The 15,202-nt window shown below is 34.8% G+C and carries 8 protein-coding genes and 1 riboswitch; of the genes, 7 read left to right on the top strand and 1 reads right to left on the bottom strand.

Annotated features, from left to right (window positions below; genetic code table 11):
- The first annotated feature begins 1 nt into the window (after window position 1).
- The 7 genes from rpoN (at window position 2) to thiC (ending at window position 14,168) form a co-directional block, all read left to right on the top strand.
- Window positions 2–1,324, top strand: coding sequence for an RNA polymerase factor sigma-54 (gene rpoN, locus LV469_07045; GenBank protein UHR02395.1), 1,323 nt, complete (start codon window positions 2–4; stop codon window positions 1,322–1,324).
- A 131-nt stretch (window positions 1,325–1,455) separates the two neighbouring features.
- Window positions 1,456–1,932 carry a hypothetical protein gene (locus LV469_07050; protein ID UHR02396.1) on the top strand — a complete coding sequence of 159 codons (477 nt, stop codon included), beginning with the start codon at window positions 1,456–1,458 and terminating at the stop codon, window positions 1,930–1,932.
- Window positions 1,933–1,944: 12 nt separating this feature from the next.
- Window positions 1,945–3,258, top strand: a complete 1,314-nt coding sequence (locus LV469_07055; protein UHR02397.1) for an SPASM domain-containing protein — start codon at window positions 1,945–1,947, stop codon at window positions 3,256–3,258.
- A gap of 33 nt (window positions 3,259–3,291) precedes the next feature.
- Window positions 3,292–3,480 carry a hypothetical protein gene (locus tag LV469_07060; GenBank protein ID UHR02398.1) on the top strand — a complete coding sequence of 63 codons (189 nt, stop codon included), beginning with the start codon at window positions 3,292–3,294 and terminating at the stop codon, window positions 3,478–3,480.
- Window positions 3,477–5,030 (top strand): ABC transporter ATP-binding protein/permease, encoded by a 1,554-nt coding sequence (locus LV469_07065; GenBank protein UHR02399.1) that lies wholly within the window; start codon window positions 3,477–3,479, stop codon window positions 5,028–5,030. The genes LV469_07060 and LV469_07065 overlap by 4 nt, the downstream gene beginning before the upstream one ends.
- Before the next feature lie 197 nt (window positions 5,031–5,227).
- A complete protein-coding gene (locus LV469_07070; protein UHR02400.1) occupies window positions 5,228–12,334 on the top strand; it encodes an S-layer homology domain-containing protein in 7,107 nt (2,368 codons plus the stop codon).
- Window positions 12,335–12,723: 389 nt separating this feature from the next.
- A riboswitch (TPP riboswitch) is annotated at window positions 12,724–12,822 on the top strand.
- A 29-nt stretch (window positions 12,823–12,851) separates the two neighbouring features.
- On the top strand, window positions 12,852–14,168 hold the full coding sequence (gene thiC, locus LV469_07075) for a phosphomethylpyrimidine synthase ThiC (protein ID UHR02401.1): 1,317 nt from the start codon (window positions 12,852–12,854) through the stop codon (window positions 14,166–14,168).
- A gap of 117 nt (window positions 14,169–14,285) precedes the next feature.
- Here thiC and LV469_07080 read toward each other — a convergent pair whose 3' ends face one another.
- Entirely contained in the window at window positions 14,286–15,116 is an 831-nt protein-coding gene (locus tag LV469_07080; GenBank protein UHR02402.1) for a DegV family protein, read from the bottom strand.
- Window positions 15,117–15,202: the final 86 nt, after the last annotated feature.

Raw genomic sequence — 15,202 nt, forward strand, 5'->3', positions numbered from 1 at the left:
TGTGCAACTCAATCTAGACATAAAACAAGTACAGACGCTTGCAATAACACAAGAGCTTGTACTAGCAATAGAAATATTACAACTGAATAATTTGGAGTTGTCCGACTATATAAAAAAAGAAGCCCAAGAAAATGTGGTCTTGGAAATGCCGGATGAAAAATTTGCAGATGATAAATTAGAGAAATTCTTAAAAAACTACAGAGAACATCAAAGTTACAGACCACAAAATCCCACAGACGACAAAGAAGAATTTGGCTTTGAGCAATTTGCAGTAGAAGAAGAATCCCTCTATGATTATCTGAATATGCAACTTCCAGGTCTCATGCTAAAAGGAAAGGACCAAGAAATCGCAGACTATATAATTGGCAACATAAATTCTAAAGGCTACCTCAGTACATCTTGTGAAGACATAGCAAGGTGTATGAATTTGCCAATTGAAAAAATTGAAAAAATTTTAAAAAAAGTTCAAAGTCTTGAGCCAAGCGGCGTAGGTGGCAGAAATCTAAGAGAAGTTCTCTTGCTTCAAGTAGAAAAAGACAGTCTAGAAGCAAAAATAATCGAAAACTACTTAGAAGAAATATCAAAAAATAAACTAAGAGAAATTGCCGCAGATCTGGGAAAAGATGTAAAAGAAATCCAAAAAGCAGTAGACAAAATAAAAGAACTAAATCCAAAACCGGGATCAGGGTTTGCATCAAAAGAAAGGACGCTCTACATAACACCAGATGCCATAGTAACTTTAGACGGAAAAGAAATAAACATAGAAATAATAGACGATGGCAAAGACAAGCTAAAAATATCCAACTACTACTTGGACCTTCTAGAATCGACACAAGATAAAGACGTCAAAGAATATTTAAAAGACAAGATAAAAAAAGCTATGTTCATAGTAAAAGCCATAGAACAGAGAAGACAAACAATAGAAAAAGTCATAAGGTCAATTGTCAAACTCCAAGAAAGATTTTTCAAAGAGGATATTCTGACTCCCATGACCCTAAAAGATGTAGCAGATGACATAGAAATGAGCGAGTCAACTATATCCAGAACAACCAGAGGAAAATATCTCGTATATAATGAAAAAACTTACGAGCTGAAGGACTTTTTCACTGTCGGTCTCACAGGAAAGACAGAAGATGTATCCTCCAGACAAGTTCGCCAAAGGCTGATCGAAATAATAGAAAAAGAAGACCCTAAAAAGCCCCTATCAGACCAAAAAATCTCGGACATTTTAAAAAAAGAAGGCATAGAAATCTCAAGAAGGACAGTAGCCAAGTATAGAGATGAAGAAAACATACCCTCAACCAGCAAACGAAAGAGATTTTAAAAACTTAAAAACTCAAGAACATAAAGCGATAAAATAAAAAGAAAAAATTTACACAAAAATTAGACGAAATTTAGACTTTTGCATAGGCAAAGGTCTTTTTTTTTTAATACTTATGGAAGTATAATAAAATCATGAAAAGCGAATTTTTATTTAAAAAAATTTTTTTAGTGTTTGGTTGCCTAATTCTTATTTTAGGACTTTTCGCTTGTAATAATGTCAATGATATTGAGATTAAGAAAGATTCTAGTATATCGGAAAATTTAAACAAGGGGGAAAATGCTGATTCAGAAGATAAAGTTATTTTAGAATCAGGGGAAGATTTCGATATGAATCTAGAAGAGGGTGTGCATTTGCAATACACTCTTTTAAATCTCCAAAAAACCATAAACTTTAAAGCGAGCAAAAAGGATGAGAAGCTTATTATTTATGGCAACACCTCTGGTGGAAAGTTGGACTTTGAAGTAAAACTTGGAGAAAATTTACATAGAGTTTCTTTTTATGGGGAAGAAGAAGCCACTTATGAATTTGCTACAAAGAAAAATGAAGAATCTTTTGTAAAAATATCAGCACAAGATTCTGAGGGTGAGTTTAAAATTGAATTAAAATGATTTGGGGGATTTATGAAAAAATCCAAATATAATTTCAAGGTTGATTTGGAAGGGCGATCCGAATATATACTCTATAATTCCAAGACAAATGCCTTGGCAGTTTTGGAAGGTGATGAAATCTCGGCTTATGAAGAAGAAAAGTTTGAGGGGCTTGGCACTAAAATGAAGAATAATTTTCTTCAAGGGGGATTTTTAGTCGAAGATGATATAGATGAGCTTGAGGAAATACGATTTAGATTAAATCGGTCAAGGTATTCAACTTCATCTCTTTCTTTAACAATAGCTCTTACAGCTGATTGCAATTTTAGATGTGCTTATTGCTATGAAAAGGAAAATTTAAAAGATTCTTACATGACCAAAAAACATAGAGAAAATATAGTGCGATTTGTAGAAGATGCTGCGAAAAATGGTTTAGGTTCTCTAAATATAACTTGGTATGGGGGTGAGCCCCTGCTGGCATTTTCTGATTTAAAATATTTGGCAGAAAATTTTTTAAGACTTAAAGAGCAGTATAAGTTTAATTATTTTTCTTTTATGGTATCTAATGGATTTCTTTTAAATCGAAAAATAGTAGAAGAATTGAATCGTCTTCAAGTATCTGGATATCAAATCACAATTGATGGAGATGAAAAATCGCACAACAAAAAGAGATTTTTAAAAGGCGGAGGAGCTACTTATAGGACTATTTTAGACAATTTAAAAAATTCTATAGACATATTGCCTAATATATCTCTTAGGATAAATGTTGACAAGCAGAATATAGACAAGATAAATGGTCTAATATCAGAATTAGAAAGTATAAATAAAGACGATAAGATATCTACATATTTGGGAAAAGTTGAAAACTATAAGTCCCTATATGCAGACTCTCTTTGCCTAAGTGATGTGGAATTTTCAAAGAAAGAATTTGAATTTTTCAAAGGGACATACCCATCAGCAATTCTTGAGAAATATCCTAATTTAAGAGGAAATTTTTGCGGTGCAGATGGCCTATCATCCTATGTAATGGCATCTGATGGGAAAGTCTTTAAGTGCTGGTCAGACATTGGATATGAAAAAACGGCTATTGGTCATTTGACAGAAGATGGCATATCTCTTAACAACAGGTCATACTATCTCGACCTTATGAATTTTGATCCGACAAGCGATAAAGAGTGTTCAGCCTGCGTATACCTTCCAATCTGCATGGGAGGATGCCCTTATGACAGGATAAATAAGAAACAAAAGACGTGCTTAAAAAACAACTATTATTTTGATGGTTACATAAAGGAAATCACAAGTATACTCTTGGGAAATTCATCTAATGAAGAAATGAAAAACTTGTAGTTTTCATAGATATTATAAGAGAGGAGATATGATATGAAGTTTTTGATTAGTGCAAGAAGTGGCAAAAAATTATTTTATGCAAATTGTTCGCCTAAGACTTGCGTATGTTATGGAGCTACAACAAATTGTTCTGTGAAAGGTTTAGATAAATCGGTGGGAAGTTGTAAGGGGCTTATGGCTTGCAGACCTGATAAAAAAGGGTTTGGAGCAACTATAAAATGACTTTTAGAAAAATCTTTAGGCTTTACATAGTCCCCATGAAGGGGAAATTAGTCCTCTATCTCGGCATAGGTATGTTTACGACCATTCTAGGACTTTTTGTAACTTATCTTTCGGGCAGATTTATAGATTTGTTAATAGACCTTTTAGATTTCTCTATCATAATAAAATTTGCAGTTTTTGTAGCCTTGTTACGACTTATAAATCTTTTAGCTTCTTATCTGGAGCAGAGAGCTTATATGAGCCTTCAAATAAGATCCGGCTTTGCATTTAATAAAGATCTCATCGAACATTTCCAAGAGATTCCATTTTTAAATACACTTCTTTTTGATAAGGCGAGTCTGGTTCAAAGACTAAACAATGATTCAAATTCTCTTATAATTTTTATCTTATCAGTTATAAGAAATTCACTTTGCCAGCTTTTGATCCTTCTTGGCTCGTTATTTTTCATCCTAATAAAGGCTCCCTATCTAGCTTGTCTTTCCCTTCTTCTTTCACTAGCATATGTGGGAGTATATAGACTTATGAGAGAAAGACTTTTTAGAGCAAGTAAGGAAATGGTAGATGCCCAGACTGATTTTTTTGCAGCATCATATAGGCAGCTGGACCACTTAAAGACAATAAAAATTCAAGCCCTTGCCACAACCCTTAAAAGGCACCTTTTTCGCTCTTTTGACATTTTGTATAAGACGTCCTTTGAAAATTTAAAGGTAAATTATAGCTACGGGGCCTTTGATGTGGGACTTGGAATTTTTATTGAGGCTAGTATTTTTGTAATAGGAGGCTTTTTAGTTTTCAAGAAGAGACTAAGTGTTGGCGAATTTACAATCTTATCTAGTTTTTTTTATAACATAATTGAATCTATCAAGTATTTTTTTAATATAGGAAGTGAAAGTCAAGCTGCCAAGGCTATGTTAAACCGAGTAAATGAAATTTTAGATATAAAAAGAGAAAATTTTGGAAAGATAAAACTCGATAACATAGAAAAAGTCGAAATAAAAAATTTGACATTTTCTTTTGGTGAAAATAATTTATTTAAAAATTTTTCATATTCTTTTACTAAGGGCAATATATATTTTTTAAGAGGGATAAATGGAAGGGGAAAGTCCAGTCTTTTCAACCTTATTGTGGGGTTGTATCCAGAAGCCTATGATGGCGAAATCTTATTTAACGATATAAATATAAAAGAATTGGATACATTTTATCTTAGAAAAAACTTGATCGCCTTTACAGAGCAAGACCCTATCCTATTAGATGATGAAGCATTTGAAAACACTAAAAATGTAAAGATATTTAAAAACACGAATTCACCCAAGCTTAAAAGTTTTTTTAAAGATGAGATATCGGGTGGGGAGAATCAAAGACTAGCAATTCTCTCGGCTCTTTGCAAAAATGCGGACCTACTTTTGTTTGATGAGCCGACATCAAATTTAGACGAAAAATCTAAGCAGATATTTTTAGAGTATTTGCAAGAAATAAAAAAAGATAAAATTATCTTGTTAATAAGCCATGAAAATTTAGAAAATTTTGTATATGAATTAGTAGCTTTATAGAAAATCCAAGACTATTTGTTTTGGATTTTTTGCTATTTTAAGCCTATAAAAAAGTGTATTTATTTGCCGAAGCATTAAGGATAAGATTGAATAATGCCGACTTGTTATATTGAAATTTCGGAAAAATTTTGCTAAAATATTTTCGATAATTTCTATCAAGACAAATTTTTGTCAATAAATCGAGGAGGTATTAAGAGATGAAGAAGAGGGTATTGGCCCTGATTTTATGTCTTATGATGATTTTTAATCTGACTACTGTATTTGCAGATAGTGAGGGCAAGACAGCTAGTAAGGATATAAAATTGGCTGTGATAGCTGAAGAATCCAGAAGTATGACGATATCAATAGAACCAGAAGCCATAGCAAAAGAGATAGTTGGCGTAAAGACTGATACAGTTTTTAAGCATGAAAAGATAAATTATTCAAGTAGTGTTGGATGGGTATCAGGTAAAACCTATTGTGTTTCAGGCGGCAAGCTCTACATTGATCCGATTAGAAATAAACACACTTTGACTTTGACATTAAATTCAGGGGAAGAGCTACATTTTATTCGAAAGGATAAAAATTTTGAAAGGATTGACTTGGCTCATCCGCCCAAGGGCAAACTACATATCAAACTTGAGGGCTATTTTGAGGGGGCTCTTGTAGGTCAAAGAAAGTATGATGCTGTAAGTGCTGGTACTGGAACGACAAGTGATAACAAAAACTCCGACATCAAGGTCTATGGACAAATTACGGAAGAAAATCAAGGGCCTATCCCAGGAGCTTGGAAGGAGCTTTCCAAGTCGGATATAGAAGTAGACAAGGGACGCACAAAGATTATATTAGATGAAAAATCTGGTATGAAGCCTAGCTATAATGCGGGAGATTCTTCTATAACTCTTTCCGGAGAACCCAAAAATGTGGGAGACTATCCAGTAAGGGTAGAGCTTGTAGACATCTATGGCAGAAGGGCAAGCAGTAATGAAGCCTGGTTTTCTGTTTCGGATATAAAAACGACTTATCTTGACAAGGTCATGAAGGATGTAAATACAAGACTTAAAACAACTGCAAACGGCAAGGTGCTCTTTAACCAAGAACCTTGGTATATCGCTTATTTTAATGAAAATAATAAGGAAAAGGGCCAATCATATACAGTACCTAAGAATATAAATTTGTGGCAGGGCTCGCATGAAAGTGGAACTTATGGACAATTGGGTCTAATTTTTCACTTGAGCGAAAATCCTAGAAGAGACAAGTTTGAATACAAACCAGATGAAGATAGGATTCCTATCCAAGATTTTGTTTTGCAAGAGGGAAGTAACTTGACTCTTGTTAATATGAAAGTTTTTTCTGGAGTAAATATAATTGTAAATAAGGGTGCGATTTTAAATATTCATGACTCTTCAATTTACGGAAAGATTACAGTTAATGGCGGAAGACTCAGGGTAAATTATGATCCTGATGGAAAATTCCAAGGTCAATTTGGAAAACCGTCTGATGCAAAAGTGGTCTCGGGTTCATCAATTCAAGGCCAAATCATATTAAATGATGGAGCTGTCTTGGAAAGCTCCTACATCTATTCCAATACGAACAACTTGACAGATGCCAATAAGGCTGTCAAGAACACAAGGCCCGTTGTACTTGTAAAGGGCAAGGCCTTTATAAGAGGCAATGTCTTTGTAAAAGGAGATGAATCTCCAACCGGAAGCGAATCCGACGGCAGGCCTTATAGAGGACAAACCGGGGTAGAGGTTGACGGAGGTTCTCTTACAATTTTAGAAAATTCAAATCTCTATGCCTACGGAGGAGGAACATCTGCCACCACATCAAGAGGAGGAAATGCCCTAGTCTTAAAAAATGACGGCAAGATCCTCGGTGATGGAGGACTTGTTGCCTTGGGAGGCACAGGTCATAGTGGCGAAGGTGGATATGCAGTTTGTGGAAAAGGAACAATTTCTAGCAAGGTTGCATATTTAAGAGCGGGCAATGGAAGTGATGTTAGTCCGGCAAAAGAAGATGGCGTAAAGATCACCAAAAATGTCATAGGAAAGGTTGAAGATGGCAAAAAGGGCAGTGGCAAAATTGCTGAAGAGTATCCTGAATTCTGGGGACACAGTTCAGTGCCTAAAAAGCTAGATGACAATAAGATTGGAAAAGAGCTCATAAACCCATCGGGTGAAGAAGGCTTAAAGGGTGAACAAGCACCTGTTTTTGAAGATGCAAAACCGGGTCAAAGAATAAAAAGGGTTGAGTTTAAAACAAATAGATTCCACCAAAAATCAATTCAAGTAGCAGAAAAAAGTGATGATTCCAAAGATTGGATAAAGAAGCTTGCAAATAAAGAGGGCCTTGTATCCATTGGGTCTGAAAAAATTGAAATGCTAGATCAAGAGGTAGAAGGACAAAAAGGCTACAAGGTTGATAGAAGCTTTTTATACATCTATGGTCTAAATGTAGGTGATAAGGTTGATATAACGGTTGATGGCTATGTGCCGGTAAGTCTAAAGGCAGTTGCAAGCGAAGGTGTAAAAAACAAGTATAGGCTTGAAAAATTTTCTAAAGAACCGGAAGAAAAGCCTTACATGCCTGAAGAAGAAGTAGACACAACCGATGCCAATGTAGCAAGGGCAAAAGAATATATAAAAAATCTAACCTTTGATGAAAATGCCTTAAAGCAAAACGGAGTTAACACGGACAGAAATTCATCAACTATAAATGAATTGCTTGAAAGCTTGAAAAAGGCAAAAGAACTTGCCTCTAAGGAAAATCTCAGTCAGGATGAAAAGAAGAATTTGGTTTTGATTTATAAAAATAAATTTGAAAACAAGACCAAAAACATTCGTATCGATATGGCCTTGGAAGATGCAAAAGTCGTTACCAATAGACACGACAACAAGAGGCTCCATGCCAAAATCAAAAATGGCAAGGTGACTTATTTATCTAAATTGGCATCTATATCCAAGGATGCCTATCCAAAACTCACAGTTTATAGAATTGACAAGAAGGACTACGAAACAGATGCCGTAACAGGAGTGACTCCTAAATTTGAAAAGAATGAGTTGGATGGCCAATACTATGACATCAAAAATGTCAAACCAGAAATTCAAGTAAGAAGTGCTCAAAGTAGCAAGTATGAAATAAGCTTCAAAGAAGCAGAAATAAAAAGAGACTTTCCAAATACTCAATTGCTAAAAATTGTATTTTCGGTAAAACTAGCAGAAGATATTTTCGTAAAAAGTGAGGACTACGTATTTTTGAGCGATGTAAAGGCCGATGAAAAAGAAGATAGCAATGACAATATTGTAAGTGAACAAGATCCGATAAAAGAAAATAATAAAGACCCTAAAGAAAAGAAGGAGCAAAATAAAGGCCACTATGAATACAGAAGCACGAGAAAACTTGTACCGGTAAAGGTAAAAAGCTCCCAAAACTCTGTAGCCAAGTCTTATATCGAAGGATATTCAGACGGGCTTTTTAGACCTAATTTTGCAGTTACAAGAGCAGAAGCTGCTCAAATGATTTTAAAATTGCAAAAGGCATCAGCATCTAAGACCAAGTTAGACTTTGATGATGTAAAAGATGCTTGGTATGGCGAGGCTCTTAACTATACCTATTCAAAGGGCATGATTCTTGCAAAAGATGGCAAACTAAGACCGGATGATAAGATGACAAGAGCAGAATTTGCCAGGATGATTTTCCCACTTCTACCGCAAAAATCGACAGAGCAAACATTCACAGATATAAGAGGCCATGAGTTTGAAGAAGCCATATTAAGAGCTGCTGCAAATGGCATTGTAAAGGGTTATCCTGACAAGACCTTCAGACCAGATGGCAAAGTTACAAGAGCAGAAGCTGTTGCTATGCTAAATCGCCTTTATAAAAAGACTTTGACAACAGATGAAATCGAAAAAAATATGTTCAAGCTAAAGACCTTTGAAGACGTAAAAAAATCTCATTGGGCATATAAAGAAATTATGTCTGCCATGAACTATGAGCTTGTAAAATCTGTTAAAGATGATAGCTACACATACGAAATGAGATATGAAGAGGTATGGGACAAGGTATGGGTAGAAGATTCTGTAAAAGAAGAAAAGAAACCAGAAGCAAAGAAGGAATTTCTAAATAAAACTTTGACAGATGAAAATGCGAAAATAACTTTAGAAGGCAAACTGTCCAAGGATGCCAAGCTTGAAATAAAAGATAAGAGTGAAATAAAAGATGGCAATGTGCAAATCACCGTCCCAGAAAGTATTTTAAGAGACTACAAGAATTTAAAGGCAAAAGAAGGCAAGACCTATGAAATCATAAAGTCCTATGATGTGAAACTCATAGGAGATTATCAAGGAAAACTTCAAGTAAGTCTAGCTGTCGGTGATGAATATAATGGCAAAAATGCCCTTATAAAACACCTGTCAAAAGACGGACTAAAGAGCTATACAGATGTAGTAAAAGAAGGCAAAGTAAAAGTCGAAGTGGATGGCCTATCACCATTTGTTGTCATAATTGAAAAAGACAAGATAGACCAAGAAATGCTTGATTTGAAACTTGCCCTAAATAAAAAGCTTGAAGATGCAAAGGCAAAAGAGGAGCTCAAGTTTACTAAAAAGTCCTTCGACCTCCTTAAAAAGGAAATTGAAAAAGCTAAAGCTTTGAAAGACTCTAAAGACAAAGAAGCTATCAAAAAAGAAATAGCAAGCCTTGAAGGAGCAATAAATGGCTTACAAAAACTTGGTGATATAGAAGATTTACAGAAAAAATTAGATGCCGCATGGGAAAAGACAAAAGACGAGTCCTATACACAAGAAAGTAGAGAAAACTTAAAAAGCTTCTTGGGAAAATTTGCAAACTATGATTTGGACAATGCAACTGAAGAAATTGTCGAAAAAGAATTAAAAGCAATCGCTGATGAAGTTGGAAAGCTTGTAAAAAAACCAGTGGATGTAGAAGTTGAACTTGAAATAGACAAGACAAATGGAATAGTCGATCATGCAAAGGCAGTTATAGGAAAAACTTTTAAAGACGCTACAACTCCTTCTGGATCTTATAACTTTAAAGACCCAAGCATAAGTGGCAAAACATTCCTAGGCTGGAAAATAAATGGAGAAGGACAAACTTTTACAAGCGAAAATCTAAAGAAGCAGACTCTTACAAAAGAAATGGTAAAGGAAGGCAAGATAAGATTACTTGCTCAATTTGAAACCATAACTCCACCAGCAGTAGAAAAAAAGGATGTTAAATTTACAAAAGATAAAAAGAATAAGGCAATAGCCATAGATGGAACTGACGCTGATACTCTTGCTTGGCTTTCAAATTTGAAGAATAAAAATGGTAGTGTCAGCAAGCATCCTAATGGAGAAAAACTGCCTATGGTTAGCCAAAACTCATATATACTTGGATATTATGTATTTTCTGGAAAATCATTAGGAATAGCGAATGCAAAAGCGGGTGATGTATTTAAGGTAGAGGTAGAAGGCTATAAGGACATCTTTTTGAAGGCAGAAAAATATAATTCAAGCTACCACTTGGTTCAAATAGATGATCCACAAGTACAAGAAGAATTGCTTGATTTGAAACGTGACCTAAATGAAAAGCTTGAAAATGCAGAGAAAAAAGATAAGCTCCAGTTCACTAAAAAATCCTTCGACATCCTTGAAAAGGAAATTGAAAAAGCTAAAGCTTTGAAAGATTCTAAAGACAAAGAAGCTATCAAAAAAGAAATAGCAAGCCTTGAAGGAGCAATAAATGGCTTACAAAAACTTGGCGATATAGAAGCTTTACAGAAAAAATTAGAGGCCGCATGGGAAAAGACAAAAGACGAGTCCTATACACAAGAAAGTAGAGAAAACTTAAAAAGCTTCTTGGGAAAATTTGCAAACTATGATTTGGACAATGCAACTGAAGAAATTGTCGAAAAAGAATTAAAAGCAATCGCTGATGAAGTTGGAAAGCTTGTAAAAAAACCAGTGGATGTAGAAGTTGCACTTGAAATAGACAAGGCAAATGGAACCATCGATCAAGCAAGGGGAGTTATAGGAAAAACTTTCAAAGACGCTACAACTTCTTCTGGACAATATAAGTTTGAAGAACCAAGCATAAATGGCAAAAAATTCCTCGGCTGGAAAATAAATGGAGAAGGAGAAACTTTCACAAGCGAAAATCTAAAGAACCTGACCCTTAAAAAAGAAATGGTGAAGGAAGGCAAGATAAGATTACTTGCTCAATTTGAAAATGTAGCTCCACCAGCAGTAGAAAAAAAGGATGTTAAATTTACAAAAGATAAAAAGAATAAGGCAATAGCCATAGATGGAAATGACGGTGATACTCGTGCTTGGCTTTTAAAATTGAAGGAAAAAAATGGTAGTGTCAGCAAGTATCCTAGTGGAGAAAAGCTGGTTAAGGTTAGCCCACAATCATATGACTTAGGATATTATGTATATTCTGGAAGCTCATTAGGAATAGCGAATGCAAAAGCGGGTGATGTATTCAAGGTAGAGGTAGAAGGCTATAAGGACATCTTTTTGAAGGTGGAAAAATATAATTCAAGCTACCACTTGGTTCAAATAGATAATCCACAAGCCCAAAAAGAAAATCCACCCAAACCCCAACTAAAAAAAGTTGTTTTTGAAGACTCGGATAATCGAAAAATAGTCTTAAAAAAAGATCACGAAAACAGCGGAATTTGGCTAGATACTCTTAATACTAAGGGTAAGCTTGAAAAGCTACAAGCAAACACTTTTGTAGATTTTCCTAAAAGTAATATTAGTATTTACAACAAGAGCTCAAAAAAATCCTTGTCTATATTCAATTTGAAGAGCGGGGATATAGTAAAGGTATCTGTCGAAGGCTTTGAAGACGTCTACTTACAAGCAGAACAAAACGGAGGCAGTTATAAATTAAAGCAGGTTAAAAATCCACAAGCAAGTGGAAACGAAGAAGACCCAGCTTCACAAGAACCTCAACTAAATCAAAAACCTAAAATAGGTACCCCCTTTAATGGACAGCTAAATACTTTAAGCAATGAGTCGCCAGATGAAAATACTATAAAATGGTATAAAAAGCTTTATGAAGCAGGCGAAGTTTTATTAAATGGAAATGCCATGAAAAAAATTGCAGAATTTGGATCGGAAACGGGTTACTATCTAAATCCACCAGACAAGGCAATTAGAATAAAATTCAAAAAACTGAGCAAGGATGATATAATCACACTCAGAGTGCCTGGTTGGGAAGATATTAGATTTAAAGTGGTAAACTTAATCTCTTATTCAGGTCCTACTGGAGAAAAAGAAGCTTCATTTAAAGAACTAAAACCGGGAGAAAATTAAAAAAGATAAAATAAAACAGAGCCTAAGAGCTCTTAATGAGGGAACTATTTTCTTAAAACTCAATCGGCATGAAGGTCTAACCTTTGTGCCGATTTTTATATGGCAATTTTTTAAAATCTAAATAAATCTAAATAATCTGTTTCTTTAAAATCTTACTTGGAACTTTTTCTAATTGCTCCACATAAATCTTATTCACAGAAAGTCTTATCATTTCTTCTTTCATATTGACCCAAGCACCAGCTTGCATTTTCTTTTAGAAATACAGGTATATTTTCTAAAATCACATATCTATATTTTTGCATAGAAATTTGAAGAGATAAAATAAAAAAAGAGGTTTGGAAATACTATTTTACCAAATCTCTTTTTTTTATTATAATAGCGATAGTAAATTAAGAATCTATGGGAGCTATGTGCTGAGAGGAAGTTAGACTTCGACCATTTTTACCTGCAGGATAATGCCTGCGTGGGATGAGGCATGTTATTCTCCTATAAATTTTTTAGGAGGTTTTTTTAATTTATGAAGTATAAGACACAGATGGAAGCTGCAAAACATGGTTTTGTAACTGAAGAGATGAAGATTGTTGCCAAGAAAGAAAATGTCAGCGAAGAATTTCTTTTAGAGAAGATTGCAAAAGGTGAAATTGTAATTCCTAGAAATAGAAATCACAAATCTATCTCTCCGGAAGGAATTGGCGCTGGGCTTAAGACTAAGATCAATGTAAATCTTGGAATCTCTAAGGATTTAAACGACCTTGATCTTGAAATGCAAAAGGTGGATATGGCACTTAAGATGGGTGCGGAATCCATAATGGATCTATCTAATTATGGAAAGACTCAAGAATTTAGAAAGAGACTTATCGAAAAATCTACTGCAATTGTGGGAACAGTTCCTATGTATGATGCGGTTGGATTCTTGGATAAGGGACTTAGTTTTATAAAGGCAGAAGAATTCTTAGATGTTGTTAGAAACCATGCAGAAAACGGAGTAGACTTCGTGACTATTCACTGTGGAATAAACAGAGCAAACTCAGAAATTTTCATGAGAAATAGAAGGGTTAACGAAATAGTATCCCGCGGTGGATCACTTCTATTTGGTTGGATGAAGATGAACGATAGAGAAAATCCATTCTACGAATACTACGATGAACTTTTGGAAATCTTGAGAGAATACGACGTTACACTATCCCTTGGAGATTCACTAAGACCAGGCGGAATTCATGATGCGACAGATCCTTCACAAATTGCAGAGCTTATAACTCTGGGTGAACTTACTAAGAGAGCTTGGGAAAAAGATGTACAAGTCATCATCGAAGGACCGGGACACGTGCCAATAGATGATATAGAAATGAATATGAGACTCGAAAAGAAACTCTGCCACAACGCACCATTCTATGTGCTTGGGCCACTAGTTACAGACATCGCACCCGGATATGACCACATCACCAGTGCCATAGGAGGAGCAATAGCAGCAAGCTACGGAGCAGACTTCTTATGCTATGTAACACCGGCAGAACACTTAAGACTACCAGATGTAAATGACGTAAAAGAAGGAATAATCGCAGCTAAGATTGCAGCACATGCAGGAGATATTGCAAAACTTAAATCTGCAAGAGAAATCGACCTTGAAATGAGCAAGAGAAGACAAAAACTTGACTGGGAAGGCATGTTTGAACTTGCAATAGATCCAGAAAAATGCATAGAATACAGAGTATCATCAACACCAGAAGAAGAAGGCACCTGCACCATGTGCGGAAGTATGTGTTCAATGAAAAATATGAATTTAATCCTTGAAGGAAAAGATATAATTATAAACCCTATGGAATCAAACAAATAACAAAAATAAAAATCAAGCACAGATAGCCTTGCTAAAAATAATTAGCAGGGCTATTCTTTATTTAAAGATATTAACTTAATAAAGGCTGTGGGCATTTTAACTCACAGCCTTTTTGTTTTAATAAGCAAGTATTATTCCACCGTTGTCGCCATAGGCGGATGCTAAACCCTTGGAATGGATGATGTTTATTTTTTTGAAGCTACAATTTTCTTCTAATTTAGATTTTAAGAAGTTGGCCTTGTCTAGAGCATCTACATGAACTATGGAAAGTATTTTATCTTTTGTATTTGCGAGTTCTATGTGTTTGGCTATGGCTACAAGGGCTGACTTGAAGCCTCTTTTCATTTTAAAAAGTTCAATTTCGCCATCGTTGTCGGTCATGGCTGGTTTTATATTTAGCACGTTTAAGAGAAGACCTGTTGTTTTTTTGATTCTGCCATTTTTTAGAAGATTATCAAGAGATTCCAAAACAAAGAAGGTCTTCATTTCTTCTATATATTTATCAGCCAAGCGGACAATGCTATCAAAGTCTTTGCCTTCTTGTATTTTTTCGTGTAAAAAATACGCTAGGTTGCTTTCACCGGCTGAGGCGGATTTGGAATCAAAGATGTGAATTTTTGCGTTTGGATATTTATCCTTGTATTCTTTGGCGCCTATTATGGCACTTTGATAGGTTCCGGAAAGTTTTTTTGAAATTGTTATACAAAATATATCATCGCCCTTACGTGCGTCAAAGGCTTTAAAAAAGTCGTATGGAGATGGACAGGATGTTTTTATGGTTTCATCGCTTGCCTGCATACTATTTATAAAGTCGTCAAAATCGAAGTTGTCATCGTCTATAAATTCCTTATCTTTGATGCTTATTTTAAAAGGAACATATTCAATTCCTAAGAGCTTGGCGTCTTCTTTTGTAAGATCGCAACATGAATCAGCTACTATAGATGGCATAATGACCTCCTTATTACAATAAAATTCTTGTGTTTATAATATTATACCCTAAAGATCTGGTTATTAAAACTAGATAAAATTAAAAG

The organism is Peptoniphilus sp. GNH, from assembly GCA_021307325.1.
Taxonomy (GTDB): domain Bacteria; phylum Bacillota; class Clostridia; order Tissierellales; family Peptoniphilaceae; genus KA00134.